Origin of the sequence: uncultured Sphingomonas sp. (assembly GCF_913778135.1) — a bacterium.
Lineage (GTDB): Bacteria > Pseudomonadota > Alphaproteobacteria > Sphingomonadales > Sphingomonadaceae > Sphingomonas.
Window position 1 is genome coordinate 26038 of record NZ_CAJYVU010000167.1, and the last position, 26629, is coordinate 52666.

Consider the following 26629-nt stretch of genomic DNA (forward strand, 5'->3'; position numbering starts at 1 on the left):
GGGCGCCGAGGAAGCGGCGAAGGAGAGAATGCCGATGCCGCTCGTCAGCGTCACGCGCCTGCGTATCCGGTCTTGGCGGTTCATGCCACGGTTCGTGCTTCATACCATGCGAACGCTCAGGCAGGTGCGCGGGAGCACGGGGTTCAAGGGTGGCGCACTGCTTCCCGACCGACGCCGTGCGTTCTGGACCTTGACCGTGTGGGACGATGCGGCGGCGATGAAACGCTACATGACCGGTGGCGCGCACCTGAAGGCGATGCCGCTGCTGCTCGACTGGTGCGACGAGGCGAGCGTCGCGCATTGGACGCAAGATACGGCAGCTGCGCCTGACTGGATCGAAGCCGATCGGCGCATGCGCGAAGATGGTCGTGCTTCAAAGGTTCGACACCCGGCGCCGACGCACAAGGGGCTCGATTACGCCGCGCCGCGCCTTTCGCGCAGCGTCGCGATACAGCCGGATTGACGAGCCCGATCCTGCGCGATTGACAGGGTTGGAGCGCCGGGGCAGAGCGGCGCGCGTCGACACGGGGCGTGAGTCCCGCGTGGGCGGCGCGGGAGAGTGCGGCCGGCCTTTCAGGCACTTGGCCGCCGCCGAAGGAGCAACCACCCCGGAATCTCTCAGGCAGCAGGGACCGCGCGGCCTTATCGACACTCTGGAAAGCGGTTGCGCCGTTCACCCGGCGCGATCCACCGAAGGGGTAATCCCGTTCGCGGGAGAAAGCTCTCAGGTTCCGTGACAGAGGGGGACATGACCGCCGCGCGAGCTGTTCGCGCCGCCATGCCCTTTCGTCAGGAAGCCGTGATGAGCGACAAGATTCAACCCACCAACGGCGCAAGTGACGACGACGAGGTCGTCATCGAGACGCTGACGCTTCCGCTTGACGCGTGGCACCGCGCGCGTGGCGGCCGGATGGTCGAGTTCGCCGGCTATTACATGCCCGTCCAGTACGAGGGTATCATGGCCGAGCATCTGTGGACGCGCGAGCATGCCGGGCTGTTCGACGTCAGCCACATGGGGCAATTGTCGATCACCGGCGAGGGCGTCGTCGCGGCACTCGAGGCATTGCTGCCCGCCGAGATTCAGAAGCTGCCGTTCAACAAGGCGCGCTACTCGCTGCTGCTCAACGACGAGGGCGGCGTGCTCGACGACCTGATGCTGACGCGCCAGGCTGAGGACCGCGTCTACATGGTCGTCAACGGCGCGACCAAATACGACGACGTGTCGCACATGATCGAGCATCTGCCCGACGACGTGACGATCAACCTGATGGAGGATCACGCGCTGCTCGCGGTGCAGGGGCCGAAAGCGGTCGACGCGGTGTCGCGGCTGATCCCGGGTGTGGAGGGACTGACCTTCATGCAGGCGGGCGCATTCCAGTGGGATGGCCACGACCTGTGGCTCAGCCGCTCGGGCTACACCGGCGAGGACGGCTACGAAATCTCGCTGCCCGCCGAGGCCGCCGAGGCGTTCGCCGACGCGCTGCTCGCGGAACCCGAGGTCAAACCGATCGGCCTGGGTGCGCGCGATTCGCTGCGGCTCGAGGCAGGGTTGCCGCTCTACGGTCACGATCTCGATCCCGAGACGACGCCGGTGATGGCCGACCTGGGCTTCGCTTTGTGGAAGCGTCGGCGCGAGGCGGCGGACTTTCCGGGTGCGCAGCGCATCCTCGCCGAGCGCGAGCACGGCCCGGCGATCAAGCGCGTCGGCCTGCTGGTCGACGGGCGCCAGCCGGTGCGCGAGGGCGCGAGCGTCGTCGGCGACGACGGCGCGGTGATCGGGCGCGTGACCAGCGGCGGCTTCGCACCCAGCGTCGGCGCGCCGATCGCGATGGCCTATGTCCCGAACGAACTCGCGACCGCCGGCACGGCCGTCAGCCTCGTCCAGCGCGGCAAGGTGCACTCCGCGACCGTCGCCGCGATGCCGTTCGTTCCCCATCGTTACTACCGAGGAGCCTGATCCATGAGCCGTTATTTTACGCAGGACCACGAGTGGATTGACGTCGACGGCGAGACCGGCACCGTCGGCATCTCCGACTATGCGCAGAGCCAGCTCGGCGACATCGTGTTCGTCGAGGTGCCCGAGGAGGGCAAGTCGCTCAGCAAGGGTGACGACGCCGCGGTGGTCGAGAGCGTCAAGGCGGCGTCGGACGTCTACGCGCCCGTCTCCGGCACCGTGATCGAGGGCAATGCCGCGCTCGCCGATGATTCGTCGCTGGTGAACTCGGACCCCGAAGGCGAGGGCTGGTTCTTCAAGATCACGCTCGCCGACGCGTCCGAGCTCGACCAGTTGATGGACGAGCAGGCCTACGCGGCGTTCGTCGAGAAGCTTTAACGATTGTCCCGCCGCCCGGCGACGGGCGGCGTGCAAGGAACTGCCATGCGCTACCTGCCACTCACCGACCATGATCGCCGCGACATGCTGTCCGTCATCGGCGCGTCGTCGATCGACGACCTGTTCGTCGACGTGCCCGAGGCCGCGCGGCTGGACGGGCCGGTCCACGGCCTGCCGAACCACGCCAGCGAGCTGAGCGTCGAGCGGCACATGACCGCGCTGGCGCGGCAGAACACGGTCGCGGGCGAGGTTCCGTTCTTCCTCGGCGCGGGGGCGTATCGCCATCACGTGCCCGCGAGCGTCGACCACCTGATCCAGCGCGGCGAATTCCTGACCGCCTATACGCCGTACCAGCCCGAGATCGCGCAGGGCACGCTGCAGATGCTGTTCGAGTTCCAGACGCAGGTCGCACGTCTGCTCGGCACCGATGTCGCGAACGCCAGCATGTACGACGGCTCGACCGCGTGCTGGGAAGCGATCGGCATGGCGCGGCGGATCACCAAGCGGGGCAAGGCGATCCTGTCGGCCGGGCTCCACCCGCACTATGTCTCGGTCGCGAAGACGATGGCGAAGTACACTGGCGACGTGCTCGACACGACATCGCCGTGGCTGGTGCCCGACATGGACGTGGACCGGCTAATCGAGAAGATCGACGGCGATACGTCGTGCGTGGTGGTGCAATACCCCGACATCCTCGGCCGCATCGCCGACCTGAAACCGCTCGCCGACGCGTGCCACGCCAACAAGGCGCTGCTGATCGCGGTAGTGACCGAGCCGGTGGCGCTGGGCGCTTGTCGGTCGCCCGGTGAGATGGACGCCGACATCGTCGTAGGGGAGGGGCAGTCGCTCGGCGTCGGGCTCCAGTTCGGTGGCCCCTATGTCGGTCTGTTCGGCTGCAAGGAGAAGTATGTCCGTCAGATGCCGGGGCGCCTGTGCGGCGAGACGGTCGACGCGGACGGTCGTCGCGGCTTCGTGCTGACGCTGTCGACGCGCGAGCAGCATATCCGGCGCGAGAAGGCGACCAGCAACATATGCACCAACTCCGGGCTGTGTGCGCTGGCGTTCTCGATCCACATGACGCTGCTGGGTGAGGCGGGGTTGCGGCAGTTGGCGGCGACCAATCACGCGAACGCGGTCGCGGCGGCGGAGCGACTGGCGAAGGTGCCGGGTGTCAGCCTCGTCAACCATGCCTTTTTCAACGAGTTCACGCTCGATCTGGGTCAGGAGGCGCGGCCGATCGTGCGTGCGCTCGCCGACAAGGGCGTGCTCGCGGGCGTGTCGCTCGGCCGGCTGTATCCGGGTGAGGCGGATCTCGCCAACGGGCTGGTTGTCGCGGTGACCGAAACGGTGACGCAAGAGGATGTCGAGGCGCTGGCAACCGCGCTCGAGGAGGTGTTGGCATGAGCATCAACCAGAGCGGCTGGCGGCCCGAAATGACCGTCAAGGGCACCGATGAGGCAGCCCCGACCTTCACCGGCAACAAGGCATTGATGCTGGAAGAAGCGCTGATCTTCGAGATCGGCTCGACCGAGACGACCGGGGTCGAGGTGGCAGAGCCCGTCACGGCCACGTCGCGGCTCGGCGATCTCGCACGCACCGCACCAATCGGGCTGCCCGGCCTGTCGGAGCCCGAGACCGTGCGTCACTACACGCGCCTCAGCCGGCAGAATTACGCGATCGACTTGGGCCTGTTCCCGCTCGGCTCGTGCACGATGAAGCACAACCCGCGCCTGAACGAGAAGATGGCGCGACTGCCCGGCTTCGCCGACGTCCACCCGCTGCAACCGATCGACACGGTGCAGGGAGCGCTCGGCGTCATCAACGAGCTGGCGGTGTGGCTGATCGAGCTGACCGGCATGCACGGCGTCGCGATGAGCCCCAAGGCCGGCGCGCACGGCGAATTGTGCGGCATCCTGTGCATCAAGGCGGCGCTGGAGAAGCGTGGGCAAGGCCATCGCAAGGTCGTGCTGGTGCCCGAGAGCGCGCACGGCACCAACCCGGCGACCGCCGCCTTCGCGGGCTTCCAGGTCGAGGATATTCCCGCGACCGCCGACGGCCGCGTCGACACCGCGGCGCTCAAGGCGCGGCTCGGCCCCGACATCGCAGCGGTGATGATCACCAATCCGAACACCTGCGGGCTGTTCGAGCGCGACCTGAAGGAAATCTCCGACGCGGTGCATGCGGCAGGCGGCTACGTTTATTGCGACGGCGCGAACTTCAACGCGATCGTCGGGCGCGTGCGTCCGGGTGATCTCGGCGTTGATGCGATGCACATCAACCTGCACAAGACCTTCTCGACCCCGCACGGCGGCGGGGGGCCGGGGTCGGGGCCGGTGGTGCTGTCGGAAGCGCTGGCGCCGTTCGGCCCGCTGCCGTTCACCGAGCGTCACGGCGACGGCCACATCACGTTGGTCGAGGAGGAGACGGTCGAGGATCGCCACCCCGACAGCTTCGGGCGCATGACCGCGTTCCACGGCCAGATGGGCATGTTCACGCGCGCGCTCACCTACATCCTCTCGCACGGCGCCGACGGCCTCCGCCAGGTCGCCGAGGACGCGGTGCTGAACGCGAACTACGTGCTACGCAGCCTGGAGGACGTGCTCGACGCACCGTTCGCGAAGGCGGGACCATGCATGCACGAGGCGCTGTTCTCGGACGCGAACCTCGCCGACGGTTTCTCGACGCTGGATGTCGCCAAGGGGCTGATCGACGAAGGCTTCCACCCGATGACGGTCTACTTCCCGCTCGTCGTCCACGGCGCGATGCTGGTCGAGCCGACCGAGACCGAATCGAAGGCGGCGCTAGACCAGTTCATCGGCGCGCTGCGCAGCGTGGCCGAGCGCGCCAAGGCGGGTGACGCGAGCCTGAAAAGTGCGCCGCATTTCGCCCCGCGCGCGCGGCTCGACGAGACGCTGGCGGCGCGCAAGCCCAAGCTGGTGTGGAAGGAGCCTGCTCCGGTCGCGCAAGCGGCGGAGTGAGCGACGTGCGCGCGGTGGCGATACGGCTCGCCGCCGCGCTCGCGGTCACCAGCTTGAGCGTCGTCGTGCAGGACGACCGCGGCAATGTTGCCAGCTACGGCAGCGAAGGCGGCTTGTCGCAGGTCCAGCCTCGTATCGAAGGTGGCTGGCCGGCTCCGTTCCTCGCCGACGATCCCGCGACCTCCGTGCCGCACAAGCTGGGTGCGGAAGACGTGTTTCGGCCGGGCTCGTTCATCGCCGACACGGCTTTCTGGTACCTGATCGTCGGCGCGATCGTCTGGCTGCTGCGTCGCCGCTGACCGATCAAAGCGCGGTCGCGAACGAGATGGCGCCGAGCAGCACGCCCGGCGCGTTGGCGAGCACGATCGGCCAGTCGCGCCGCGGCCGACGCAGGAACCCGTAAGCGACCCACAGGCTGCAATTGACCATCGTCGCCAGCGGCTGGATCAGCGATCCCTTCTCGCCGGCCACGTTGAGTTTGATCTGGTCGAGATAGGACAGGTACATCGCGACTGCGGTTGCCGTCGCGATCCAGCCGAGCAGGCGCAGGTGCTTGTCTTGCATCACCCACAAGCGCGCGAGCCGCCGCTTTCGTTTCGGAACAGCTCGGGTTAGCCTCGCCCCATGAACACCGCGCCGGGCAATTGGATCAGCTACGTCATCACCTTCGCGATCCTCGCGCTGGTGCTCGCATTCCGGTGGAAGCGGATGAGCCGGGCGCGGCCGTTGAAGCTCGAGCGCCTGTGGGTGTTGCCCGCACTCTATGCCGCCTTATGCATAGCCTTGTACGCGCAGCATCCCCCGCGCGGGGGATGCTGGCTGTTCTGCGCTGGCGCTCTGTTGCTAGGTGTGTTGCTTGGGTGGCAGCGCGGCAAGATGATGCGGATCGCGGTCGATCCCGACAGCCACGCGCTCAACCAGACCGGCTCACCCGCCGCGTTGCTGTTCATCGTTGCGTTGATCGCTGCGCGCAGCGGTGCGCGGGTCGCGGTTGAGCGGAGCGGGTGGGGGATCGATCCGTTTGTCGTGACCGACGTGCTGATGGCGCTCGCGCTGGGTCTGTTCACCGCGATGCGCGTCGAGATGTTCCTGCGCGGGAGGCGATTGCTGGCAGGCGCGCGGACGGCCTAGGCGATACCCTGCGCGATCGCCTGCCGCGTTTCCTCGCGCCGGCGGACATGCTCACGCCAGACGATGTACAGCCCCGAGGCGACGATCACCGGCGCGCCCACCCAGGTTGCGGGGGCGGGCAGGCGATCGAACACCAGCCAGCCGAGCAAGGTCGCCCACAGCAACGCGGTGTAATCCATCGGCACGACCGTTGAGACGGGGCCGAGCATCAGCGAGCGCGTGATCGCGATCTGCGCCGCACCACCGATCACGCCGATGCCGAGCAGGATTGCCCAGACATCGAGCGCATGCGTCTTCACCGCGAACGGGTAGGCGCAGCCGAGCGGCAGCAGCGACAGGCAAGAGAACCAGAATACGGTGGTGAGCGGCGGCTCGGTCCGCCCGATCGTGCGCAACAGGATCGACACGGAGGCGGTGCCCGCCGCGGCGACGAGCCCCGTCAGCGCACCCGCCAGCGGGAATGCCTCACCACCCGGTTGCGCGACGATCAGCACGCCGATGAAGCCGGCGAGCACCGCGGCCCAGCGCCGCACACCCGTCGGTTCGTGCAGCACCAGCGCGCCGAGTACCGTCGCAAAGATCGGCATCGAGAAGCCGATCGTCGTCGCCTCCGCGAGCGGCAGCATCGTCAGCGTCGTGAACGTCAGCGCCATCGCCGCCAGGCCAAGCACGGTGCGCAGCACGTGCGCCCCGAACCGCTGCGTCCCAAGGCTGGTGACGCCCGGTCCCGCCATGACCAGCCCGCCCACCAAAAGGGTCGCGCCGAACTGCCGCCAGAACATGATCTCCGCCAGCGATGCGCCGCGCGCCTCGGCCAGTTTGATGCCGACGTTCATCAACGCGAACAGCACGACCGACAGCAGCCTGAGCGCGATCGCGAGCAGGACGCGGTCGTGCGCGTGTCGGTCGGGGTCAGGTGGCGCCACGCGCCGCGCTTCCCCGATCGGAACACGCGGCGCAACCGGCGATCGATCGCTCAGCGCGCGCAGGTGCTCGCCGCGCTAGAATCGAGATCGAGGCACCGGCCGTCGAGCCCCGACACGGGCAGGTTGATCGTCGCCGCGAGCGTGGGGACGATGTCGACCGTCTCGACCGACAGCGGCTGCTCGAACCCGGCGATCCCACGGCGCCAGAACAGGATCGGCACACGGCGATCGTAATCCCACGGTGAGCCGTGCGTCTCGACATAGCCGGGACCGGGCTTCGCGATTGTGGTCACGCGCGGGCGCAGGAGGATGAGGAAGTCGCCCGAGCGCGCCGGGTCGAACGAGGCGCGCGCACGCTCGGCAAGCGTCCAGGCCTCGGGCGGGGTGGTCGGCATCGGCGTCGCCATGATCTGCTGGCGCGTCAGCGCGGCGGCGACCTGCGGCTGGGCTGAAAAGCGCTTCACGGCTTCCGCGATCACCGCAGGCCGGCGCGCAGCGGGCACGTCGTCGGCGACGTAGACGTCCCCTTCGCTGGCGAGCAGCACCGGCCCCGTCAGCCCCATATCGCGGCCGATCGCGGCGCCGATCGCCTTGGCGGTCACGTCGGCGTTGACGCGTGCCTCCATCGGCATCGCGCGCTGCTGCTGCCGTTCGGTCATGTCGTGCGCGCCGTGATCGGCGGTCAGCACGACCTCGTAATCGAGCCCCCATTGGTCGAGCTGCGCGAGAAAGCCGCCGAGCGAATGGTCGAGCTCGTTCATCTGGATGCACATTTCCGACCCCTGCGTGCCGAAGGTGTGGCCGATGTAATCGGTCGCCGAGGCGCCGACCGAGATGATGTCGGTCTGCGGTCCGCGGCCGAGCTTCATGTCGCCGATCAGGGCGGCGGCGAGCGCGAATACCGCGCCGTCGCTCGCGGGCGAGGCACGGAACGCCTTGGTGTCGCCCGCGGCGCGCTCGAACCGCCCGGTGCCGAGCGTCTGGTCGCCGACCTGCACCGGCCGCGCGATCGACTGGCAATAGGCCGGCAGTTCGAGCCCAGCCTGCGGACGGGCGAGCAGCGCGGTCACGGCGGCATTGGCGCGCTCGACCGCCGCCGGGGCCTTGCGCCCGGCAAAGGAGATGAAGTCCTTGCCGCCCCAGAACCAGAGCTCGTCGACCTTATGCCCGCCCATCATGATTGCGGCGCGGTCCTTGCCCGCGACCGAGACGACGCGGGTGCGGGGATCGCGCGCCTTCATCATTTCGCCGAGCGTCGGCACCTTCAGGTGGACGTTGCTCGGCACGTATTTCTCGTGATCGCTGCCCGCCGCGCGCTCATCCTCGGCGCAATAGACCTGCTTGTCCTCGCGGCCCGCCTTTTGGTCGATCCAGGTGTTGGCGACGATCCCGGTATGTGCCGGGCGCATGCCCGTCAGGATCGTCGAATGGCCCGGGCACGTCTCGGTCGCGGCGTGGCTCTGGTAGCCCGATGGGAACACCGCGCCGGTCAGCAGCCGCGCGAAGCCGTCGGTGAAATGGTTGCGATACTGCGCGAACAGGTCGGCGGAGAATTGGTCGACCGAGATCGCGACGATCAGCTTGGGCGGCGTGCGCGGCGCGGCGGGTGCGGCGCCCTCGCTCTTCGGCGCAACCGGCGGCGCGGCGGGCGTGGCCTCTCGTGCCTCGCGCGAGTTTTGCGCGGTGGCCGGCAAGGTCAGCGCGGAGGAGAGGAGCAGCGCGGCGGCGAGGGCTTTCATGCGGGTACCTTGATGGAGGCGGGGGTGCAAAACGGGGGTCGCCCGGCTATGAGCCGGGGTCGATGGTCAGGCAAGCTGTGCGCGCGGCGCTTTTCATTCTGATGACGCTGGCGGCGGCGCTGTCACCGACGGCGTGGGCACAGGCGCCGGGCGCCAAACACATCCGCTTGAACCTGGTCGCCGAGAGCGACCATCCGCGCGCGGGCTCGACCGTGCGGATGGCGTTCGAGGCGGTGCCGGAGGCGGGCTGGCACGGTTACTGGAAGAATCCGGGCGATGCGGGCGTCGAGACGCAGGTTGCGTGGACGCTGCCCGCGGGGGCGAGCGCCGGGCCGCTGCGCTATCCGGTACCGGGGCGGCTGCTGATCGCGGGGCTGATGAACTACGTCTACGAGCGACCGTTCGCGCTGCTGGCGGACGTGATGCTGCCCGCCGGGCTCCAGCCGGGCACGCGCGTGCCGATCGCGGCGAAGCTCACCTATCTCGTCTGCACTGAGCAGATCTGTGTGCCCGAGCAGCAGAAGGTCGCGAGCAGCGTGACGATCGGTGACGGCGCAGTGTCGCCCGCGCGCCGCGCCGCCTTCGACGCTCACGCACGCGCGATCCCGCGTCCGCTCGGTTCGCCGGCCACCTATCAGATCGAGCAGGGACGCCTGCGGCTCGCAATTCCCTTTCCCGCCGGCGCCGCGCTTGCGCAAGCGTGGTTCTACCCCGCGACGACCGGCGTCATCGACATGGCCGCGCCGCAGACGGTGACGCGCGACGGCGACCGCGTCGTGATCGAGACCAAGCCCGCGGCGACGGCTCCGACCGGCAAGATCGAGGGCGTGCTGGGCACCACCGACGGGCAGGGGTTCGCGCTGTCGGCGACACCGGGGACGGTGGCAGCAGCGCGGAACGGCGGCGGCGTGTGGGCGGCGGCGTTGCTCGCCTTTGGCGGCGCGCTGCTCGGCGGATTGCTGCTCAACGTCATGCCGTGCGTGTTCCCGATCCTGAGCCTGAAGGCGCTAAGCCTCGCCAAATCGGGCGAGAGCGAGCGCGGCGCGCGGGTGGAAGCGTTGGCCTATACCGCGGGCGTGGTGCTCGTCTGCCTCGCACTCGGCGGCGTGCTGATCGCGCTCAGGGCCGGTGGGGCGAGCGCGGGCTGGGCGTTCCAGTTGCAGGACCCCCGCGTTGTCGGCGTGCTGCTGATCCTGGTCGCCGCGATCGCGCTCAACCTGGCGGGATTGTTCGAATTGCCGACGCCACGCTTCGCGAGTGCTGGCGGCGTTGGCGGCGCGTTCATGACCGGGGCGCTCGCCGCGTTCGTCGCGACGCCGTGCACGGGGCCGTTCATGGGCGCGGCGCTGGGCGCGGCGCTGGTGCTGCCCGCGGCGGCGGCGATGGCGGTGTTCGCGGGGCTGGGGATCGGCATCGCGCTGCCGTTCCTGCTGATCGGCTTCGTGCCCGCGCTGAGACGCCGCCTGCCGCGACCAGGCGCGTGGATGCAACGGCTGCGCCACATCCTGTCGGTGCCGATGTTCCTGACCGCGCTCGCGCTCGCCTGGGTGCTCGGGCGGCAGGCCGGGGTCGACGGCATGACGCTGGGGCTGGCGGCGGTGCTGCTGGCGAGCCTGGGCCTGTGGTGGACCGGGCGGCGGCAGCATGGCGGGCGCGAGCGTGCCGGACTGCCCGCCGGGATCGCGCTCGCACTGGCGCTCGCGGGGGTAATGCTCGTTCGTGCAGCGCCCAGCGGGGCCGCCAGCGTCGCCGCACTGCCCGGCGCCGAACCGTTCAGCGAGACACGGCTCGCCGCGTTGCAGGCTGAGGGCCGACCGGTATTCGCCTATTTCACCGCCGACTGGTGCCTGACGTGCAAGGTGAACGAGAAAGCGGCGATCGAGACGCAGGCGGTGGCCGACGCGTTCAAGCGCGGCAAGGTTGCGGTACTGGTCGGCGATTGGACCGACGGCGACCCGACGCTCGGACGCTTCATCGAGCGGCACAACCGCGCCGGCGTGCCCTTGTACCTGTGGTACGGCGAGGGTGCGCGGGAGCCGCGCGTGCTGCCGCAGATCCTCACCAAAGCGACGCTGACCGACCTGGCGACCTGAGGCTATTATCCTGCCTGCTCTTGTGCAGTGCAGCTTTGTTCCCCAGCATGCGGCCAAATCGCTGCGGGAGCGTTACGACCTCATGGGGACACCGGCATTCGACGAGATCATGGGACCACCCGAGCGCGAGGGGGCCCGAGGCGAACTGGTCGACCTATGCCATTGGCTGCAAGCCACCCCGGCCGAAGAGCTGCGCCGCCGCCAGGAAGCGGCCGAGACGACGTTCCGGCAACTCGGCATCACCTTCGCGGTCTACGGCGACAGCGACGCGTCCGAACGCATCATTCCGTTCGACATCGTGCCGCGCATCTTTCTCGCGCGCGAATGGGCGCGTTTGTCGGAAGGGCTGATCCAGCGCGTCGAGGCGATCAACGCGTTCCTGCACGACATCTACGGTGAGCGCCGTATCCTCAAGGAGGGCGTGCTGCCCGAGGACCTGATCCTCGGCAACGCGCAATTCCGGCCCGAGATCGCCGGCATCCGCCCGCCGCACGACGTGTGGGCGCACATCTGCGGGATCGACCTGGTCAGGACCGGCCCCGACGACTTCTTCGTGCTGGAGGACAACGCCCGCACGCCCTCGGGGGTCAGCTACATGCTGGAGAATCGCGAGGCGATGGTGCGGCTGTGTCCCGAGCTGTTCTCGCAATTCCGCGTCGCCGCCGTCGACAGCTATCCCGACATGCTGCTCGAGACGATGCGGTCGGTGTCCCCGCGCGGCTGCGGGCAGAACCCGACCTGCGTCGTGCTGACGCCGGGCCACTATAATTCGGCCTATTACGAGCACAGCTTCCTCGCCGACTCGATGGGGGTCGAACTGGTCGAGGCGGCCGATCTCGTCGTCGACGACGACGTCGTCTACATGCGGACGATCGCGGGGCGGGTGAAGGTCGACGTGATCTATCGCCGCGTCGACGACGATTTTCTCGATCCGATCGTTTTCCGCCCCGATTCGATGCTGGGCGTGCCCGGGCTGATCGCCGCCTATGCCGCCGGCAATGTCGCGATCATCAACGCACCGGGCAACGGTATCGCCGACGACAAGGCGATCTACAGCTACATGCCCGAGATCGTGCGCTTCTATTCGGGCGGCGAGGCGAAGCTGCCCAACGTCGAGACGTGGCGCTGCCGCGAGCCGCAGGCGCTCAAATACGTGCTCGATCACCTGAACGAACTCGTCGTCAAGCTGGTCGACGGATCGGGCGGCTACGGGATGCTCGTCGGGCCGACCGCATCTCGTGACGAGATCGAGCGCTTCCGCGCCGCGCTCGTCGCCGAACCGCACCGCTATATCGCGCAGCCGACGCTGGCGCTCTCGACCGTCCCGACGCTCGCCGACGCGGGGCTCGCGCCGCGCCACGTCGACTTCCGCCCGTTCGTGCTGACGGGATCGAAGGGGGTGAAGGTCGTGCCCGGCGGTCTCACCCGCGTCGCGCTCAAGGAAGGATCGCTGGTCGTCAACTCGAGCCAGGGCGGCGGCACCAAGGATTCGTTTGTACTGATGGACGATGCCAAGGCGATGACGCAGACGATGGGCGGCATGACGCAGTCGATCGGACCGGACGGGATGGTCCAGACGCTCGGCGGCGCCGACCTGACGCGGGAGGTGCGCTGATGCTCAGCCGGACCGCCGCGTCGCTCTACTGGCTCGGGCGCTATCTGGAGCGTGCCGATTTCATCGCGCGACTGGTCGAGGCCACGGTGCGCCTCGACGTGCTGTCGTCGCGGCCCGCGGGCGAGGCGGCGTGGCGTTCCGCGCTCGCCGTGACCGATACGGAGGCGGCGTTCGAGGCGAGCGGCGCGCCGCTGACGCGCGAGGCGGTGGTCGGCTTCCTCATCACCGATGCGACCCATCCCGGATCGATCCTCCGCTGTCTCGCCGCCGCGCGCGACAACGCGCGCGCGGTCCGCACTGCGCTCAGCCGCGAGGCGTGGAGCGCGATCAACAGCGCGTGGCTGATCTTCGACCGCCGCATGTCGCCACTCGACTCGGTCGCGACCCTGGGGCTGGTCGACAAGGTCAAGGCGGAGACGCGCGGGTTCGAGGGCGCGGTGCACCGCATGCTGCGCAATCAGACGACGCTGTTTATCCGCCTGGGTCAGGTGATCGAGCGTGCCGACGACACCGCGCGGCTGCTCGACGTCAAATACCATCTGTTGCTGCCCGCGGGCGAGCCGGTCGGCGGTACGGTCGACCGCGATCAGTGGACCACGATCCTGCAGACGGTGTCGGCGGTGACCGCCTATCGCTGGCTCTACAATGACGGATTGCAGCCCGCGAACGTCATCGACCTGCTGCTGAGCCGCACCGAGTTGCCGCGCAGTCTGGCGGGATCGATCGATGAAACGGTGTCGATCCTGAACGCGCTCGCCAAGTCGCTCGGCGGGCAGGGCGAGGCCGACCGGATGGCGCGCGGGCGGCACCAGCGTACGCTCCACACGCGCACCGGCGACGTGATCGCCTCTGGGCTGCACCAGCATCTGGAGGCGCTCATCACCGAGAATGATCAGCTGCACGCGGCGATCGGCCGCCAGTTCAAGTTCAACTGAGATGCGGCTGTCGATCGATCATCGCACGACGTATCGCTTCAGCGAGCCGCAGGCGCGCGTCGTGCAGCTGCTGCGCATGACGCCGCGCAACACGCACGACCAGATCGTCGCCGACTGGCACATCGCGCTCGACTGCGACGCGCGGATCACCGAGGGGCAGGACGGGTTCGGCAACGCGACCACGATGCTCTACATCGACGGCCCGATCGAGCGGATCGACCTGTCGGTGACGGGCGAGGTGGTGACCAGCCACTCCGACGGCGTGCTGCACGGCACGCTGGAGCCGCTGCCCGCGCGACTGTTCCTGCGCGACACGCCGATGACGCGCGCGGACGCCGCGATCACGGAGTTCGCGCGGGACGTGCTGGGTGAAGAGCCGGGCACAGTAGCGGCGCTCCACCGCCTCAATCGTGCGGTCGGCGAACGGTTCACGCTGGCGCGGGGACGGCCCGAGGCGGGGCTGACGGTCGCGGACGCGTTCGCGCGTGAAACCGCGACCGCGCGCGACCTGGCGCACGTCTTCGTTGCCGCGGCGCGCGCGTGCGGCGTGCCCGCGCGATACGTTTCAGGCTATTGCGACCGCCACGACGGCGATCGTCCGGCGCCGCACGGCTGGGCCGACGCGTGGATCGACGGCCTCGGCTGGGTCGGGTTCGACCCGATGCTGCGTCTGTCGCCCGAGGAGCACCACGTTCGCGTCGCGGTCGGCTTCGATTCGGTCGGCGCCTCGCCGGTGGCGGGAACGCGGATGGGCGAGGGAGACGAGTGCCTTGACGTGGCGGTCAACGTCACTCGCGAGGGCTGAGGCTCAGGCGGGCTGGGTGACCCGCGCCGAGGCCGGTTCGATCGCCTCGTCTTCCAGCAGCGACCAGCCGCGCGGGCCGAGAACCTCGATCGGGCGATAACGCGTCTTGTACGCCATTCGCGCCGACCCCTTCACCCAGTAACCCAGATAAACATAGTCGAGCCCGGCCTCGCGCGCGCGCTGGATATGATCGAGGATGATCATGTTGCCCAGACCCGGCCACGCCTTGTCGTCGGGATCGAAGAAGCTGTAGATCATCGACAAGCCGTCGGCCTGCCGGTCGGTCAGGCAGGCGCCGATCAGCTGCCCCGGCGTATCGCCATCGGCCGGTGTGCGATATTCGACGATGACCGAGTTGACGGGCGATTGCTCGACCATGTCGGCATAGTCCATCTCGTCCATGCCCACCATGCCGCCGGTTGGGTGACGCGCAGCGAGGTAGCGGCGCAGCAGCTGATACTGCTCGTCGGTCGCCCAGGGACGACAGGCGCTGATCTCAACCTGGCCGTGGCGGCGCATCAGCTTGCGCTGCGTCGCATTGGCGCGGAACTCGCGTGCCAGCACGCGCACCGACACGCACGCCGCGCATCCCGCGCAAGACGGACGATAGGCGACCGACTGGCTGCGACGGAAACCGATCCGCCCGAGCGCGTCGTTCAGCTCGGCCGCGTGCGGACCCGCCAGCTCGGTAAACACCTTCCGCTCCTGCCGCCCGGGCAGGTACGGGCACGGCTGCGGGCTCGTCACGAAGAAGCGCGGAAAACGGAAGGGCGCGGTCACCGCCGACGATTCTCCAATGGGGCGTGGTCCTGAACGCCCATGTCACGCATATGAATCGCGGATGCCACGGTGAAAAGCGGCTTTACCACGATTGTGGGTTAACGCGGCCTCGGCGCTACAGCGCGAAAGGTTCAGGCGAGCTCGACCGCGCTCACCTCATAGCCCGCACCACGCAGTGCGGCGACCAGCGTGTCGAGATGCGCGCGGTCACGCGCCTCGCACTCGATGTCGGTGATCAACCCCTTCGCCGGCAGCGTGGTGAACACGCGCTGGTGGTAGACTTCGATGATGTTGATGCGTTCCTGGTCGAAGATACGCGCGACGTTGAACAACGCGCCGGGCTGATCCTGCAACCGGATGCGCAACCGCGCGAGCCGGCCCGACCGCGCGAGGTCGCGCAGCAGCACGTTGGCGAGCAGCCGCGTGTCGATGTTGCCGCCGCACAGCACGACGCCGACGGTCCGTCCCTTGAACCGGTCGGGATGCTGGAGCAGCGCGGCGAGCCCGGCCGCACCCGCGCCCTCCACCACGGTCTTCTCGATCTGGAGCAGCAGGCTGACCGCTTCCTCCAAACTCCGCTCGGACACGAGCACGATGTCGTCGACCAGCTCGCGCACCATCATCGAGGTGATGCCGCCCGGCTCCTTGACCGCGATACCCTCCGCCAGCGTATCGCCCGCGCAGGGCATCGTCGTGCCGTTCACGCGGTTGTACATCGAGGGGTAGAGTTCGGCCTCGACACCGACGACCTCGATCGCGCGATCGGCGCCGCGCGCGACGGTCGCCATGCCCGAGATCAGCCCGCCGCCGCCGATCGGCACCACCAGCGTGTCGATCTCGGGTACGTCGGCCAGCATCTCGACCGCGACCGTGCCCGTACCCGCGATGATGCGCGGATCGTCGAACGGGTGGACGAAAGTGTAGCCATGCTCCGCCTCGAGCACGCGCGCGTGCGCGTAGGCGGCGTCGAACGTCTCGCCCTCCAGGATCACGGTCGCGCCGTGGCCCTTGGTCTGCGTCACCTTCACGATCGGCGTGTTGCGCGGCATCACGATCGTTGCCGGCACGCCCAGGCGGTTGGCGTGATAGGCGAGCCCCTGCGCGTGGTTGCCCGCCGACGCCGCGATCACGCCCTTGGCGCGCGCCTCGTCGGAGAGTTGCAGCAGCGTGTTGAGTGCCCCGCGCTCCTTGTAGGCGGCGGTGAACTGGAGGTTCTCGAACTTTAGATACACGGTCGCGCCGGTCAGTTCGCTGAGTGTGCGGCTGATCAGCGTCGGCGTGCGCACCACCTGATCCTCGATCCGCCGGTGCGCCGCGGCGACATCGGCGCAGGTGACGGGGAGCGTAGTGCCAGAGGACGGGGTGGCGGATGCGAACTGGGTGGCCATCCACGCGCCGTAGCGGAATGCGCGGGCGAGAGGAACACCTGCGGTATTTGGCCGCACATGGTAGGGGAACGCGACCCGTCACCTCGGCATTGAAGAACGAGTGCAGCGCTACTTCTTCTCGCTTCGGATCGCAGCTTTGGTGATCGTCGCCGGCATCGCCTACGCCTCGCTCGACCTTTGGTGGCACGGCTTCGTGGTGGTGCGCGATCCCCGGCATTTGGTCGCCGCCGTCGCGATCGAGGGCGACGGACAACGCCGCCCGATGCGCGCCTACTCGACGGGATATTGGGTGGCTCGCCCGACGATCGACGGCGTGCTCAGCATCACCTGCCGCAACGGTGTTCAGGTCCACCGCGGCGACGTTCAGCCGGGCCGGCAGCTCGCCTACACCGTGTCGCGTGACGATTGCGCGCGCACACGTTGACCCACGCTGGCCCATCCATATCCGACCTTGCTAAGGACCGACGCATGAAGATCGCATTTATCGGCACCGGCGTCATGGGTGCCCCGATGGCGCGCCATCTGGCGGACGCCGGGCACGACGTGACCGTGTTCAACCGCACCCGGGCGAAGGCGGAGGCGACCGGGCTGTCGGTCGCCGATACGCCCGCCGCCGCGGCGAAGGACGCGGATGCAGTGATCACCTGCGTCGGCAACGACGACGATCTCGAGGCGGTGACGCTGGGCGAGAACGGCGCGTTCGCCGCGATGCGCGACGATGCGGTGTTCATCGACCACACCACCGTCTCGGCGGCGATCGCACAACGGCTGGCGGGTACGCGCGCGCTGGTCGTCGACGCGCCGGTCTCGGGCGGGCAGGCGGGCGCGGAGGCAGGCAAGCTGTCGATCATGTGCGGCGGCACCGCGGAGGCGATGGCGAAGGCCGAACCCGTCATGCAGGCCTATGCGGCGCGCATCGTCCACGTCGGCGCGGCGGGCGCAGGGCAGCAGACCAAGATGGTCAACCAGATTTGCATCGCGGGCGTGTTGCAGGGGGTGAGCGAGGGACTGCGCTTCGCGCAGAAGAGCGACCTCGATCTCGCCAAGGTGCTGGAAGCGATCTCGTGCGGGGCGGCGCAGAGCTGGCAGATGGTCAACCGCTGGCAGTCGATGAGCGAGGACCGCTTCGACTTTGGCTTCGCAATTGACTGGATGCGCAAGGACTTGGGGCTCGCGCTCGACGAGGCGAAGCGGATCGGCGCGACGCTGCCGGTCGCGGCGCTGGTGGACCAGTTCTACGCTGAGGTGCAGGCGATGGGCGGTGCACGCCAGGACACCAGCGCGCTGGTCAGGCGACTGCCGAAATAGGCAGAGTTAGGCACGGCCGACACCTACCGCACCGCGAATGTCGCGCGGTATGCCGGCTTCACCGTCGCCAGGATCGCAGGGCTGACCGGCAGCGTGACCTCGTACGCACCCTCGGCGTAGGAACCGGCGACATACGGGTCTGCGATCAGCCCGATGCGGTTGATCCGCTGTCGATCGGTCGAGCCGAGCAGCAGCGTCAGCTCGTCCAGCGTCGGACATTTCGCGAACGTGTCGCTCGTGTCCTTGTAGGGGGCGAGGCGGCGGGTGCGTTCCGCCTTCAATCGCGCGCAATATGTCGGCGCGATTACGCGCTGGAGCGCAGCCTTCGAGGTGAAGACCTGCTTCGGATCGATCGCTAAGCCGCGGGCCTTGTCCCACAGCAACGCGCCCGACGACGGATTGCCGTGCGCACCGCCGGTGAACTCGTACGCATCGGACGACAGGCTCAGGAAGCGCGGCGTGTTCGTCACCACCTTCCACGTCTTCTCGGTATCGTAAGCACGGAACGGAAAGCTGCCGTTCTTCGACTCGTGGCGTGCGGCGGCGGCATCGCGCGCGGTGGCGGCGCGCATTGCCTTTTCCTCCGCTTCCAGCTTGGCGCGCAGACGTGGGATCGCCGCCGCCTCCGCCGGGTAGCGGTAGGCGAAGGTGTAATCGGCCGTCTTGACCGACTCCGCCGCCGCCACGCTGGTCGCCATGACCATTACCGACACCATCACCAGAACCCGCATCGCCCGCTCTCGCCAAAGTTGCCTTCGCATCATACAGCGTGACGTATGTACGCCAGCTGTCGTTCCCGCCTTCCGCTCCTCGCCTGCGCCGCGGCGCTCGTCGCGGCCACCCCCGCCTTCGCCGATGCGCTGATCGACAATGTGCAGGGCGTGACGCTCGACAAACAGGGCCGCACGATCCGCTTCAAGGCGATGGTGATCGACAAGGCCGGTCGCGTCGTCCGGCTGGTCGCGCCCGACGAGCAACCGCCCAAGCGGACGAAGAAGAACCCGGGGCCGGTGTACGACTGGCGCGCCGACATGAAGGGACGCGTGCTCGTCCCCGGCATGATCGACGCGCACGGCCACGTGATCGAACTGGGGCTACAGGCGCTGACGCTCGATCTGTCGGACACGACCTCGCTGGAGATGGCGAAGGCGAAGATCGCTGCCTACGCCAAGGGGAACCCCGAACGGCAGTGGATCATCGGTGCGGGCTGGAACCAGGAGAAATGGGGGCTGGGTCGCTTCCCGACCGCGGCCGACCTCGACGGCGTCGTCTCCGATCGGCCGGTGTACCTGACGCGCGCCGACGGCCATGCCGCCTGGGCGAACAGCGCCGCGATCCGCGCCGCGAAGATCACCGCCGCGACCGCTGCCCCCAACGGCGGTCGGATTGAGAAGACCGCCGGTGGCGCCCCCGCGGGCGTGTTCGTCGACGCGGCGACGCAATTGTTCGACCGCGCGGTGCCGCCGGTATCGGCGAAGGACCGCACCGCCGCGTTCCTCAAGGCGCAGCAGATCCTGCTCGGCTACGGCGTCACCGCGGTCGCCGACATGGGGACAACGATCGACGACTGGATGACCTATCGCCGCATGGGCGACATCGGCGCGCTGCGCGTGCGGATCATGTCCTACGGCCACGGCATCGACACCACGGTGATGATCGGCGGCACCGGCCCGACCCCGTGGCTGTACGACGACCGGCTGCGGTTGGAGGGGGTCAAGATCTACGCCGACGGCGCGCTCGGCTCGCGCGGGGCGTGGTTGAAGGTGCCCTACGCCGATGCAGCCGGAAACCGCGGGCTGGGCTTCCTGACTGACGACCAGTTGCAGAACACGATGAGCCGCGCGGCGATGGACAATTACCAGGTCGCGGTCCACGCGATCGGCGACCGCGCCAACCAGCAGGTGCTCGACGCGATAGCCGAGCTGTCGCAGACCTACAAGGGCGATCGGCGCTGGCGGATCGAGCACGCGCAGGTGGTCGATCCCGCCGACCTGCCGCGTTTCGGCAAGAACGGCATCATCGCCTCGATGCAGCCGACGCACGCGACCGGCGACCGCGTGATGGCGGAGGCGCGGCTGGGCGAAGCGCGGCTGGCGGGGGCCTATGCATGGCGCACGATGCTGGCGAACGGTGCGGCGCTTGCCTTCGGATCGGACTTCCCGGTGGAGCGGCCCGATCCCTGGGCCGGATGGGCGGCGGCGTTCACGCGCACCGATGCGAGCGGGCAGCCCGCGGGCGGCTGGCGTCCGCAGGAGGCGGTGACGCGCGAGCAGGCATGGTGGGCGTTCACCGGGGGTGCTGCCTATGCCGGGTTTGCTGAGGGCAAGTTCGGCAATCTCGCGCCCGGGCAGAAGGCCGACTTCGTGATCGTCGATCGCGATCCGACCACCGCTGCCCCGGCCGAGCTGCGCGGTACGCAGGTGCTGCAGACCTGGATCGGCGGCGAGAAGGCGTGGGAGCGCAAGTAGCGCCTCGCTTCAAAGACAACACAGAAGGAGAAGACGGATGTCGGATACGTTCACGGGCCTCGAACTGCGCTCGACCGCCAAGGAGGACGGTACGCTGGTGCTCGATCTGGCGGAAACGACGCTGACCGCGCCGAGTGAGGGCGAGATCGTCGTCTGTGTCGAGGCCGCGCCGATCAATCCGTCCGACCTCGGCCTGCTGCTCGGACCCGCGGACGTGTCGACGCTGCAAACGTCGGGAAGCAAGGATCGCCCGACCGTCACGTTCCAGATCGCACCGGCGCGGCAGGGCGGGGTGCGTGCGCGGCTCGGCCAGTCGCTGCCGGTCGGTAACGAGGGCGCGGGCACCGTCGTCGCGGCAGGCGCGGGTGCGGAAGCGTTGATGGGTCGCCGCGTCGGCATGATGGGCGGCGCGATGTACGCGCAGTACCGCAAGCTCAAGGCGCGCGACGTGGTGCCGCTGCCCGATGGTGCGAGTGCGGCCGACGGCGCGTCGATGTTCGTCAACCCGCTGACCGCATTGGGCTTCGTCGAGACCGCACGGATGGAGGGGCACAAGGGCGTAGTCCACACCGCCGCGGCGTCGAACCTTGGGCAGATGCTGCAGAAGATCTGCCTCGCCGACGGCATGCCGCTGGTCAACATCGTCCGCTCGGAGGAACAGGCGAAGATCCTGACCGACATCGGCGCCAAATATGTTCTGAACAGCAAGGACGGGGATTTCCGCCGCAAGCTGGTCGACGCGATCGCGGAAACGCAGGCGACGGTCGCGTTCGATGCGATCGGCGGCGGGACGCTCGGCAGCGACATCGTGCAGGCGATGGAACAGGCCGCGGCGCGCAACATGACCGAGTTCAGCCGCTACGGCTCGGACAGCTTCAAGCAGCTCTACATCTACGGCGCGCTCGACCTGTCGCCGACGACGCTCAACCGGCTCGCCTTCGGGTTCCAGTGGAGCGTGTCGGGCTGGCTGCTGACTCCGTTCATGAAGCGCGCCGGGGCCGAGGTGGTGGGGCGCATGCGGCAGCGCGTCGTCGACGAACTGACCACCACCTTCGCCAGCAACTACACGCGCACGATTGGCCTCGCCGAAGCGCTCGATCCCGAGGTCATCCGCGCCTACGACCGCAAGGCGACCGGAGAGAAGTACCTGATCGACCCGACGCGCTGAGTGTCTCGGTCGCCGCCGGCACCGGGCGGCGACCGCGCCTAGTCGTCGGCGCCGAGTGCGCGTTTGCCGGCCTCGACTTCCTCGTCGCTCGGCGGGACGGGCAGTTCCTCACCCGGTGCCAGCGCGTCGTCGGGGATGCCCGGCCCCATGCTGGAGATGCTTTCTCCCAGCGGACGGCCGTTCGGACCGTCGCTGATCTTGCTGCGATCGTCATTGCTCATGCCGACGACAGCGCGTCGTGCGCGCGATCGTTCCCGTCAGCGAAGCGCGCGCACCGCCGGCGTATCGAGGCAGCGCAGCATCGCGTCGCGCGTCATCGCCGGCGCGGGCGCACGCGATGCCGCGGGCGCAATCTCCTGCGCCTGTCCGAGCGGTACCGGATCGAACCCGCGTTCGCCGACGCAGCGGGTCGCGGCGGCCAACATCCTGGGCGGCGTGTCATAGCCTTCGTACGACAGCCGGAACGTGCCCCAATGGATCGGGATCGCGCGCGCGGCACCCAGCCGCTGATTGACGAGCGCGGCCTCGGCCGGGCCGATGTGGCTGCCCGACGACATCTGTCCGGGTGCGAAGCGGAACGCGCCGATCGGGATCAGCGCGAGCCGGATCGGCCCCAGCGCCGCGGCCTCGCCTGGCCAGCGCCCGTCGCCGAACCCGGTGTCGCCGGCGAAGAACAGGTTGCCGCCGCTCGGGAAACGCACGACGAAACTGGACCAGAGCGCGCGATTGCGGTCGGTGAACCAGCGGCTGCCCCAGTGATGGTTGCGCGTGACCGCGACCTCGACACCCGGACGAACGCGCACGCGACCGCCCCAGTCGAGCGCGGTCGCCCTCGCGCCAGTCTGCGCGATCACGCTATCGTTGCCGAGGCTGGTGACGATGCGCGGGTGGTCGCGCTGCCACAATCGTTTCAGCGCGGCCTTGTCGAGATGGTCGTAATGATTGTGGCTGACGAGCACGAGGTCGATCCGCGGCAGGTCGTCGAACGCCACCGCGGGGCGTGCGACCCGCTTCGGCCCGAACCCGAACGGCCCGGCGCGCTCGGCATAGATCGGATCGGTCAGGATGTTCAGCCCGTGCGTCTGCACCAGCACGGTGGCGTGGCCGATCCAGGTCGCGACCATCCGATCGCCCTCGACATGCGCCGCCGGCTTGCTCGCGCGCACGGGCACGCTGGTCGGCCACGCCGGTCGGCCGTCATCGCCGGTCAGTTGTCGCCACAGGAACCCGCCGCGACTGCCGCCGCCGGGCGTACGTGCAGTGTCCTCGCCATCGGGGTTGAAGAAGCGCGCGCCGTCGAAATGCCCACTCTCCGGCCCTTCATAATAGAGCCGATCGAGGAAGCGCGGCACGATCGTGATCGCGAGGCCTGCCGCCGCGACGATCAGCAGCAGCGCGCCCAGCGCAACTTTCAACACTCTTGTCACGTCGCGCCCATCCGATGATTGATCTTCCCCAACGCGCCCGTCTCGTAAGCGGACCCGTCAGCGCAGCAATTCGTCGCGGATGCGGATCGCGCGCAGCGATACCCGCACCTCGATCATGAACGCGACCAGGCTCGCGATCAGCAGCAGCATCGCCAGGATGAATCCGGCTGCGACATATTGGCCGATGTGGAATTTCAGCAGCGCCGCGATGAACAGCAGCGCGACGACGACGCAGGTCATCACTGCACTCGACACCCCCATCAACAGCGCGGCGTTGATGATGCCGATGCGTTTGTTGAGCAGCCGCAGCTCGGTAACGTGGCGGTCGTGCTCGTGACCGGTCGAGCGCGGGTGCAGCACCTCGAGCGCGCGGGCGCGGTCGACGACGCGCGACAGCCGGCCCGCCAGCACGTTGAGCAACGCGCCGATGCCCGCGAGCATGAACACGGGACTAAGCGAGACCTGGATCGTCTCGGCGATGGTCGATACGGCGGGGGAGTAAAGCGGCATCGTCTCAGGTCCTTGCCGTATTCGTATCACGCGCGCCGGTCAGGATCGCCTCCACCGCGTCGAGCAATCCGGCCAGCGCGCCCGCGCGGCTCCAGAAATGATGGTCGCCGCTACCCCGCCGGTCGAGCGACGCCTCGCGCGCGGCGACCAGGGTCTGGAGCGACAGGCTGGCGAACAGGATGCGCTGGTTGATCGTCGCGGCGGGCAGGGGGGCGAGCAGGCGGTGGACGTGCGCGACGAAGCGGCGGAATCCGTCGGAATGTTTGGGCACGGTGTCGCGGAACAGCGCGCGCCGTTCGTTCTGCACGTTGACGATGAAGCGGAAATACGTCTCGTGCTCGCCGGTCGGGCCGCTGAACGCGACAATCGGCAGCACCATCGCGCGCACCACGTCGCGCAAGCTTGGCGTACCCTCAGCCTCCAGCGCGTCGAACATCTCGCGGCGCCCGGCATCGATCAGGGCCGCGCCGTCGACCAGCAACTCGCGCAGCAGATCATCCTTGCTGCCGAAATGATAGTGGACGGCGGCGGCGTTGCGCTGACCGGCTGTCTCGACCACTTCGCGCATCCCGACCGCCGCGATCCCGCGCTCGGCAAACAGCCGGCGCGCGGCGCGCTTCAACTCGTTGCGGGTCGTGTTGCCGCGGGTGGCGGGCGGGGTGATCGCGTGCATCACCCGCCAGCATCGACGAACGCGCGCGCGACGGCAAGCGCGTGGGCGCGGGAACGTCGCCGGCGCCGAGGCGCTTGAGCCTCTAGGAAGTAGGGTGCGCGGCAATGGGCTATGTGTGGATGATCCTGGCGGGCGCGTTCCTGGTGAACTGCGTGCCGCATCTCACCGCGGGACTGCGCGGCGAGGCGTTTCCGACGCCGTTCGCGAAGCCGCCCGCGCGTGGATTGTCGAGCCCGCGCACCAACATGCTGTGGGGTAGTGGCAATCTGGCGGTCGGGTTGATGCTGGCGCGGACCGGCTGGCCGATGCTCGCGCCCGAGGCGGCACTGGCGACCTCGGCGGTCGGCTGGCTGCTGCTCGGCTGGTACCTTGCCGGGCATTTCGGCGCGGTCAGGGCCGAGCGGGCGCGTCGGGATTTAGCGCTTCTCGGCGGCGAGGCGGCTGATTAGGATCGCGCTGCGCGTTGCCTGACGCGGCAGGCTCGACAGGTCGATCCACTCACCCTCGGCATGCGCGCCGCCGCCCGACGCACCCATGCCGCCCAGCGTATCGGCATCGGCCGCGACAAAGCTGGAATCGGCCGCACCGCGCTTCGCCGGATCGTATTCGGGCATTTCGGGCAGCGACAGGTCGCGGTTGACCCTGTTCAGCCGTGCCAGCAGCGCGCGATTGCCCGCGGTCGGCGCCATCGGCGGATAACCGTCGGAGAAGGTGATCGTGGCGTTGGTGCGCGGCAGGTGTCGCGCGACGATCGCCCGCATCCGCGCCTGCACGCGCGCGTCCTGTTCGGCCGAGAGCGTGCGCAGGTCGCCGCGCGCGACCGCTTGCGCGGCGACGATGTTGGTCTTGCCCGATGCGGTCGCACGCACGCCGCTGTCGTCCAGCGCCGCCGGCGTGCCCGCCGCCATGACGCCGACGTTGAAGGTGACGTTCGGCTCGGGCAGCTCGCGCCGGAGTGCGTCGAGAATACGCGCGAGCTCGTACGCTGCGCCGTAGCCGAGCGCGGGGCCGAACACCGCACTCGAATGGCCGGTGACGCCGGTCGCCGTGATCGCCCAGTTGGTCGAACTGCGCCGCGCGGTCGTCCCCCAGTCGCGCCTGCCCTCCGTGGCGACATTCTCGTATTCGAGCGCGACATCGGCCCACTTCCCCGCGGCGATCAGATCGGCGCGCGCCTGCGCCAATGGCGCCCCGATACGCTCCTCGTCACCGGTCAGCACGACCTGGATGTCGGCATTCCGAAGCGCCCCGGCGCCTGCATCGCGCGAAGCGCCGCCACGATCACGACCAATCCACCCTTGTCATCACCAACACCTGGACCGTAGGCGCGGGTGCCCTCGCGTCGGAAGCCGCGAAACGGGCTGTCGGGCTCGAAAACCGTGTCTAGGTGGCCGATCAGCAGCACGCGCTTGCCGCGGCCGTTGCCCTTGTGAGTGGCGACGATGTGGCCGGCGCGTCCGGTCGCGCGCATGTCGATCCAGCGCACGTCGAAGCCGAGCGGGGCGAGTTCGGCGCGCATCATTTCGGCGACTTTCGTCACGCCGGCGAGGTTGAGCGAGCCCGAGTTCTGCTCGACCAGCCGTTCAAGCAGTGCCTCGGTACGCGGCGCCTCGGCAGCGACGGTCACCTGCATCCGCGCCTCGGCGGAAGACAGCGTGGTAGCGGCAGCGGCGAGCGAGAGCAGGGTAAAGATCATCGCGCGAGGCTAGCCGTGGCAGCGCACACGCGAAAGCCCGCGCCGCTCAAGACGACGCGGGCGCGCACCTGTTCGCGATCGCTATTTGTTTGCCGAACCCGGCTCCGCCATCTTGCGATGCTGCTCGGCGAGCACCGAACCCGGAACGACATTGGCGAGCACGCCCTGGATTTTGGTCGTCCAGCCCGAGAAGATCGAGGGCTTGCCGTTCATCAGCGCCTTCCATCCATCCGCCGCCACGTCCTCGGCCGAGCGCTTGTTCGGGTCGGAGCCGACCTGCGTGTCGAGCAGGTCGCCGCGTGCGAAGAATTCGGTGTCGACGGGGCCGGGCATCAGCGTGCTGATCGTCACGCCGTCCGCGTCCTTCAACTCGTTGCGCAGCGCCTCGGTGAAGCTGTCGATGAACGCCTTCGTCCCGTTGTACACCGCCTGAAACGCGCCGGGGATGTAGCCCGCGACCGAGCCGACGACGAGCACCTTGCCGTCGTTGCGCGTGACCATGTCGGGCAGCACGCGCTGGAGCAGATAGGCGGTGCCGGTGATGTTGGTGTCGACCACGTGGCGCCAGTCATCGACCTTCTGGTCGAGAAAGCCGTGGCCGAGCCCGCGACCGGCGTTGGCGCACAGCACGTCGATGCGGCGGCCGTTCGCGGCGGC

The 26629-nt window shown here is 68.8% G+C and carries 29 protein-coding genes and 1 riboswitch; of the genes, 16 read left to right on the forward strand and 13 right to left on the reverse strand.

Going from position 1 to position 26629, the window contains the following annotated elements; translation table 11 throughout:
• Positions 1–34 precede the first annotated feature (34 nt).
• The 6 genes from QZ847_RS15005 to QZ847_RS15030 all read left to right on the forward strand — a co-directional run bounded on the left by QZ847_RS15005 (position 35) and on the right by QZ847_RS15030 (position 5609).
• On the forward strand, positions 35–463 hold the full coding sequence (locus QZ847_RS15005; protein ID WP_294357948.1) for a hypothetical protein: 429 nt from the start codon (positions 35–37) through the stop codon (positions 461–463).
• A 79-nt stretch (positions 464–542) separates the two neighbouring features.
• Positions 543–645: riboswitch (glycine riboswitch) on the forward strand.
• 157 nt (positions 646–802) lie between these two features.
• The gene (gene gcvT, locus QZ847_RS15010) at positions 803–1957 is read left to right on the forward strand and encodes a glycine cleavage system aminomethyltransferase GcvT (RefSeq protein WP_294357951.1); all 1155 of its coding nucleotides are present in this window, start codon (positions 803–805) and stop codon (positions 1955–1957) included.
• Positions 1958–1960: 3 nt separating this feature from the next.
• Complete coding sequence (gcvH, locus tag QZ847_RS15015; RefSeq protein WP_294357954.1) at positions 1961–2332, forward strand: glycine cleavage system protein GcvH; 372 nt, start codon at positions 1961–1963, stop codon at positions 2330–2332.
• A gap of 45 nt (positions 2333–2377) precedes the next feature.
• Positions 2378–3736, forward strand: coding sequence for an aminomethyl-transferring glycine dehydrogenase subunit GcvPA (gene gcvPA / locus QZ847_RS15020; RefSeq protein ID WP_294357955.1), 1359 nt, complete (start codon positions 2378–2380; stop codon positions 3734–3736).
• Positions 3733–5310 carry an aminomethyl-transferring glycine dehydrogenase subunit GcvPB gene (gcvPB, locus tag QZ847_RS15025; protein ID WP_294357958.1) on the forward strand — a complete coding sequence of 526 codons (1578 nt, stop codon included), beginning with the start codon at positions 3733–3735 and terminating at the stop codon, positions 5308–5310. The genes gcvPA and gcvPB overlap by 4 nt, the downstream gene beginning before the upstream one ends.
• Positions 5307–5609, forward strand: a complete 303-nt coding sequence (locus QZ847_RS15030) for a hypothetical protein (RefSeq protein ID WP_294357960.1) — start codon at positions 5307–5309, stop codon at positions 5607–5609. Before gcvPB ends, QZ847_RS15030 begins: the two co-directional genes overlap by 4 nt.
• A gap of 4 nt (positions 5610–5613) precedes the next feature.
• On the opposite strand, the gene QZ847_RS15035 is transcribed toward QZ847_RS15030, so the two are convergent.
• Complete coding sequence (locus QZ847_RS15035) at positions 5614–5874, reverse strand: SemiSWEET family transporter (protein WP_294357962.1); 261 nt, start codon at positions 5872–5874, stop codon at positions 5614–5616.
• A 60-nt stretch (positions 5875–5934) separates the two neighbouring features.
• On the opposite strand from QZ847_RS15035, the gene QZ847_RS15040 reads away from it, so the two are divergent.
• A complete protein-coding gene (locus tag QZ847_RS15040; protein ID WP_294357964.1) occupies positions 5935–6441 on the forward strand; it encodes a CcdC protein domain-containing protein in 507 nt (168 codons plus the stop codon).
• Here QZ847_RS15040 and QZ847_RS15045 read toward each other — a convergent pair.
• Both QZ847_RS15045 and QZ847_RS15050 read right to left on the reverse strand, forming a co-directional pair.
• Positions 6438–7367, reverse strand: a complete 930-nt coding sequence (locus QZ847_RS15045; RefSeq protein WP_294357967.1) for a DMT family transporter — start codon at positions 7365–7367, stop codon at positions 6438–6440. The two genes, QZ847_RS15040 and QZ847_RS15045, sit on opposite strands and share 4 nt — an antisense overlap.
• A gap of 50 nt (positions 7368–7417) precedes the next feature.
• Positions 7418–9106 carry an alkaline phosphatase family protein gene (locus tag QZ847_RS15050; protein WP_294357971.1) on the reverse strand — a complete coding sequence of 563 codons (1689 nt, stop codon included), beginning with the start codon at positions 9104–9106 and terminating at the stop codon, positions 7418–7420.
• A gap of 62 nt (positions 9107–9168) precedes the next feature.
• Between QZ847_RS15050 and QZ847_RS15055 the strand changes: the two genes are divergently transcribed.
• The 4 genes from QZ847_RS15055 to QZ847_RS15070 all read left to right on the forward strand — a co-directional run bounded on the left by QZ847_RS15055 (position 9169) and on the right by QZ847_RS15070 (position 14554).
• The gene (locus QZ847_RS15055) at positions 9169–11199 is read left to right on the forward strand and encodes a protein-disulfide reductase DsbD domain-containing protein (protein ID WP_294357973.1); all 2031 of its coding nucleotides are present in this window, start codon (positions 9169–9171) and stop codon (positions 11197–11199) included.
• Between the two features lie 82 nt (positions 11200–11281).
• A complete protein-coding gene (locus QZ847_RS15060; RefSeq protein ID WP_294357975.1) occupies positions 11282–12814 on the forward strand; it encodes a circularly permuted type 2 ATP-grasp protein in 1533 nt (510 codons plus the stop codon).
• A complete protein-coding gene (locus QZ847_RS15065; RefSeq protein ID WP_019515874.1) occupies positions 12814–13749 on the forward strand; it encodes an alpha-E domain-containing protein in 936 nt (311 codons plus the stop codon). Before QZ847_RS15060 ends, QZ847_RS15065 begins: the two co-directional genes overlap by 1 nt.
• A gap of 1 nt (position 13750) precedes the next feature.
• Positions 13751–14554: a transglutaminase family protein gene (locus QZ847_RS15070; RefSeq protein ID WP_294357977.1), complete on the forward strand. Its 804-nt coding sequence runs from the start codon at positions 13751–13753 to the stop codon at positions 14552–14554.
• A gap of 3 nt (positions 14555–14557) precedes the next feature.
• Here QZ847_RS15070 and QZ847_RS15075 read toward each other — a convergent pair whose 3' ends face one another.
• Together QZ847_RS15075 and QZ847_RS15080 are read right to left on the reverse strand one after the other, a co-directional pair.
• Positions 14558–15334 carry an arginyltransferase gene (locus tag QZ847_RS15075; protein ID WP_294357979.1) on the reverse strand — a complete coding sequence of 259 codons (777 nt, stop codon included), beginning with the start codon at positions 15332–15334 and terminating at the stop codon, positions 14558–14560.
• 131 nt (positions 15335–15465) lie between these two features.
• Positions 15466–16722 (reverse strand): threonine ammonia-lyase, encoded by a 1257-nt coding sequence (locus tag QZ847_RS15080; protein ID WP_294357982.1) that lies wholly within the window; start codon positions 16720–16722, stop codon positions 15466–15468.
• A gap of 100 nt (positions 16723–16822) precedes the next feature.
• Here QZ847_RS15080 and QZ847_RS15085 point away from each other — a divergent pair, with 100 nt between their 5' ends.
• Together QZ847_RS15085 and QZ847_RS15090 are read left to right on the forward strand one after the other, a co-directional pair.
• Positions 16823–17146 carry a hypothetical protein gene (locus tag QZ847_RS15085; RefSeq protein ID WP_294357984.1) on the forward strand — a complete coding sequence of 108 codons (324 nt, stop codon included), beginning with the start codon at positions 16823–16825 and terminating at the stop codon, positions 17144–17146.
• Positions 17147–17190: 44 nt separating this feature from the next.
• Complete coding sequence (locus QZ847_RS15090) at positions 17191–18030, forward strand: NAD(P)-dependent oxidoreductase (RefSeq protein WP_294357987.1); 840 nt, start codon at positions 17191–17193, stop codon at positions 18028–18030.
• Between the two features lie 23 nt (positions 18031–18053).
• On the opposite strand, the gene QZ847_RS15095 is transcribed toward QZ847_RS15090, so the two are convergent.
• Positions 18054–18761: a DUF4163 domain-containing protein gene (locus tag QZ847_RS15095; protein WP_294357989.1), complete on the reverse strand. Its 708-nt coding sequence runs from the start codon at positions 18759–18761 to the stop codon at positions 18054–18056.
• 45 nt (positions 18762–18806) lie between these two features.
• On the opposite strand from QZ847_RS15095, the gene QZ847_RS15100 reads away from it, so the two are divergent.
• Positions 18807–20498, forward strand: a complete 1692-nt coding sequence (locus QZ847_RS15100) for an amidohydrolase (RefSeq protein WP_294357992.1) — start codon at positions 18807–18809, stop codon at positions 20496–20498.
• 37 nt (positions 20499–20535) lie between these two features.
• The gene (locus QZ847_RS15105; protein WP_294357995.1) at positions 20536–21666 is read left to right on the forward strand and encodes a zinc-binding dehydrogenase; all 1131 of its coding nucleotides are present in this window, start codon (positions 20536–20538) and stop codon (positions 21664–21666) included.
• A gap of 38 nt (positions 21667–21704) precedes the next feature.
• Here the strand turns inward: QZ847_RS15105 and QZ847_RS15110 are convergent, their stop codons facing one another.
• The 4 genes from QZ847_RS15110 to QZ847_RS15125 are packed head-to-tail and all read right to left on the reverse strand — an operon-like array spanning position 21705 to position 24276.
• Positions 21705–21887, reverse strand: coding sequence for a hypothetical protein (locus QZ847_RS15110; protein ID WP_294189446.1), 183 nt, complete (start codon positions 21885–21887; stop codon positions 21705–21707).
• 36 nt (positions 21888–21923) lie between these two features.
• Positions 21924–23093, reverse strand: a complete 1170-nt coding sequence (locus QZ847_RS15115; protein WP_294357997.1) for an MBL fold metallo-hydrolase — start codon at positions 23091–23093, stop codon at positions 21924–21926.
• Between the two features lie 57 nt (positions 23094–23150).
• Positions 23151–23603 (reverse strand): DUF2721 domain-containing protein, encoded by a 453-nt coding sequence (locus QZ847_RS15120; RefSeq protein ID WP_294357999.1) that lies wholly within the window; start codon positions 23601–23603, stop codon positions 23151–23153.
• A gap of 4 nt (positions 23604–23607) precedes the next feature.
• Positions 23608–24276 carry a TetR/AcrR family transcriptional regulator gene (locus QZ847_RS15125; RefSeq protein WP_294358003.1) on the reverse strand — a complete coding sequence of 223 codons (669 nt, stop codon included), beginning with the start codon at positions 24274–24276 and terminating at the stop codon, positions 23608–23610.
• 104 nt (positions 24277–24380) lie between these two features.
• On the opposite strand from QZ847_RS15125, the gene QZ847_RS15130 reads away from it, so the two are divergent.
• Positions 24381–24725, forward strand: a complete 345-nt coding sequence (locus QZ847_RS15130; RefSeq protein WP_294358005.1) for a hypothetical protein — start codon at positions 24381–24383, stop codon at positions 24723–24725.
• On the opposite strand, the gene QZ847_RS17020 is transcribed toward QZ847_RS15130, so the two are convergent.
• From QZ847_RS17020 to QZ847_RS15140, 3 genes are all read right to left on the reverse strand, one after another.
• On the reverse strand, positions 24693–25496 hold the full coding sequence (locus tag QZ847_RS17020; protein WP_366930203.1) for a M20/M25/M40 family metallo-hydrolase: 804 nt from the start codon (positions 25494–25496) through the stop codon (positions 24693–24695). The genes QZ847_RS15130 and QZ847_RS17020 overlap by 33 nt on opposite strands.
• Positions 25490–25972 (reverse strand): M20/M25/M40 family metallo-hydrolase, encoded by a 483-nt coding sequence (locus QZ847_RS17025; RefSeq protein WP_366930204.1) that lies wholly within the window; start codon positions 25970–25972, stop codon positions 25490–25492. Before QZ847_RS17025 ends, QZ847_RS17020 begins: the two co-directional genes overlap by 7 nt.
• Before the next feature lie 81 nt (positions 25973–26053).
• Positions 26054–26629: SDR family NAD(P)-dependent oxidoreductase (locus QZ847_RS15140; RefSeq protein ID WP_294358008.1), on the reverse strand; the 576-nt coding region annotated here is incomplete at its 5' end.

What these genes read in the sequence shown, in the direction of transcription:
- gcvPA (WP_294357955.1), top strand. Translation starts at nt 2,378, where the DNA reads ATGCGCTACCTGCCACTCACCGACCATGATCGCCGCGACATGCTGTCC.
- QZ847_RS15050 (WP_294357971.1), bottom strand. Translation starts at nt 9,106, where the DNA reads ATGAAAGCCCTCGCCGCCGCGCTGCTCCTCTCCTCCGCGCTGACCTTG.
- QZ847_RS15060 (WP_294357975.1), top strand. Translation starts at nt 11,282, where the DNA reads ATGGGGACACCGGCATTCGACGAGATCATGGGACCACCCGAGCGCGAG.
- QZ847_RS15110 (WP_294189446.1), bottom strand. Translation starts at nt 21,887, where the DNA reads ATGAGCAATGACGATCGCAGCAAGATCAGCGACGGTCCGAACGGCCGT.
- QZ847_RS15090 (WP_294357987.1), top strand. Translation starts at nt 17,191, where the DNA reads ATGAAGATCGCATTTATCGGCACCGGCGTCATGGGTGCCCCGATGGCG.
- QZ847_RS15120 (WP_294357999.1), bottom strand. Translation starts at nt 23,603, where the DNA reads ATGCCGCTTTACTCCCCCGCCGTATCGACCATCGCCGAGACGATCCAG.
- QZ847_RS15070 (WP_294357977.1), top strand. Translation starts at nt 13,751, where the DNA reads ATGCGGCTGTCGATCGATCATCGCACGACGTATCGCTTCAGCGAGCCG.
- QZ847_RS15125 (WP_294358003.1), bottom strand. Translation starts at nt 24,276, where the DNA reads ATGCACGCGATCACCCCGCCCGCCACCCGCGGCAACACGACCCGCAAC.
- QZ847_RS15130 (WP_294358005.1), top strand. Translation starts at nt 24,381, where the DNA reads ATGGGCTATGTGTGGATGATCCTGGCGGGCGCGTTCCTGGTGAACTGC.
- QZ847_RS15040 (WP_294357964.1), top strand. Translation starts at nt 5,935, where the DNA reads ATGAACACCGCGCCGGGCAATTGGATCAGCTACGTCATCACCTTCGCG.
- QZ847_RS15035 (WP_294357962.1), bottom strand. Translation starts at nt 5,874, where the DNA reads ATGCAAGACAAGCACCTGCGCCTGCTCGGCTGGATCGCGACGGCAACC.
- QZ847_RS15080 (WP_294357982.1), bottom strand. Translation starts at nt 16,722, where the DNA reads ATGGCCACCCAGTTCGCATCCGCCACCCCGTCCTCTGGCACTACGCTC.
- QZ847_RS17025 (WP_366930204.1), bottom strand. Translation starts at nt 25,972, where the DNA reads ATGATCTTTACCCTGCTCTCGCTCGCCGCTGCCGCTACCACGCTGTCT.
- QZ847_RS15105 (WP_294357995.1), top strand. Translation starts at nt 20,536, where the DNA reads ATGTCGGATACGTTCACGGGCCTCGAACTGCGCTCGACCGCCAAGGAG.
- gcvH (WP_294357954.1), top strand. Translation starts at nt 1,961, where the DNA reads ATGAGCCGTTATTTTACGCAGGACCACGAGTGGATTGACGTCGACGGC.
- QZ847_RS15065 (WP_019515874.1), top strand. Translation starts at nt 12,814, where the DNA reads ATGCTCAGCCGGACCGCCGCGTCGCTCTACTGGCTCGGGCGCTATCTG.
- QZ847_RS15095 (WP_294357989.1), bottom strand. Translation starts at nt 18,761, where the DNA reads ATGCGGGTTCTGGTGATGGTGTCGGTAATGGTCATGGCGACCAGCGTG.
- QZ847_RS15100 (WP_294357992.1), top strand. Translation starts at nt 18,807, where the DNA reads ATGTACGCCAGCTGTCGTTCCCGCCTTCCGCTCCTCGCCTGCGCCGCG.
- gcvT (WP_294357951.1), top strand. Translation starts at nt 803, where the DNA reads ATGAGCGACAAGATTCAACCCACCAACGGCGCAAGTGACGACGACGAG.
- QZ847_RS15055 (WP_294357973.1), top strand. Translation starts at nt 9,169, where the DNA reads ATGGTCAGGCAAGCTGTGCGCGCGGCGCTTTTCATTCTGATGACGCTG.
- gcvPB (WP_294357958.1), top strand. Translation starts at nt 3,733, where the DNA reads ATGAGCATCAACCAGAGCGGCTGGCGGCCCGAAATGACCGTCAAGGGC.
- QZ847_RS15005 (WP_294357948.1), top strand. Translation starts at nt 35, where the DNA reads ATGCCGCTCGTCAGCGTCACGCGCCTGCGTATCCGGTCTTGGCGGTTC.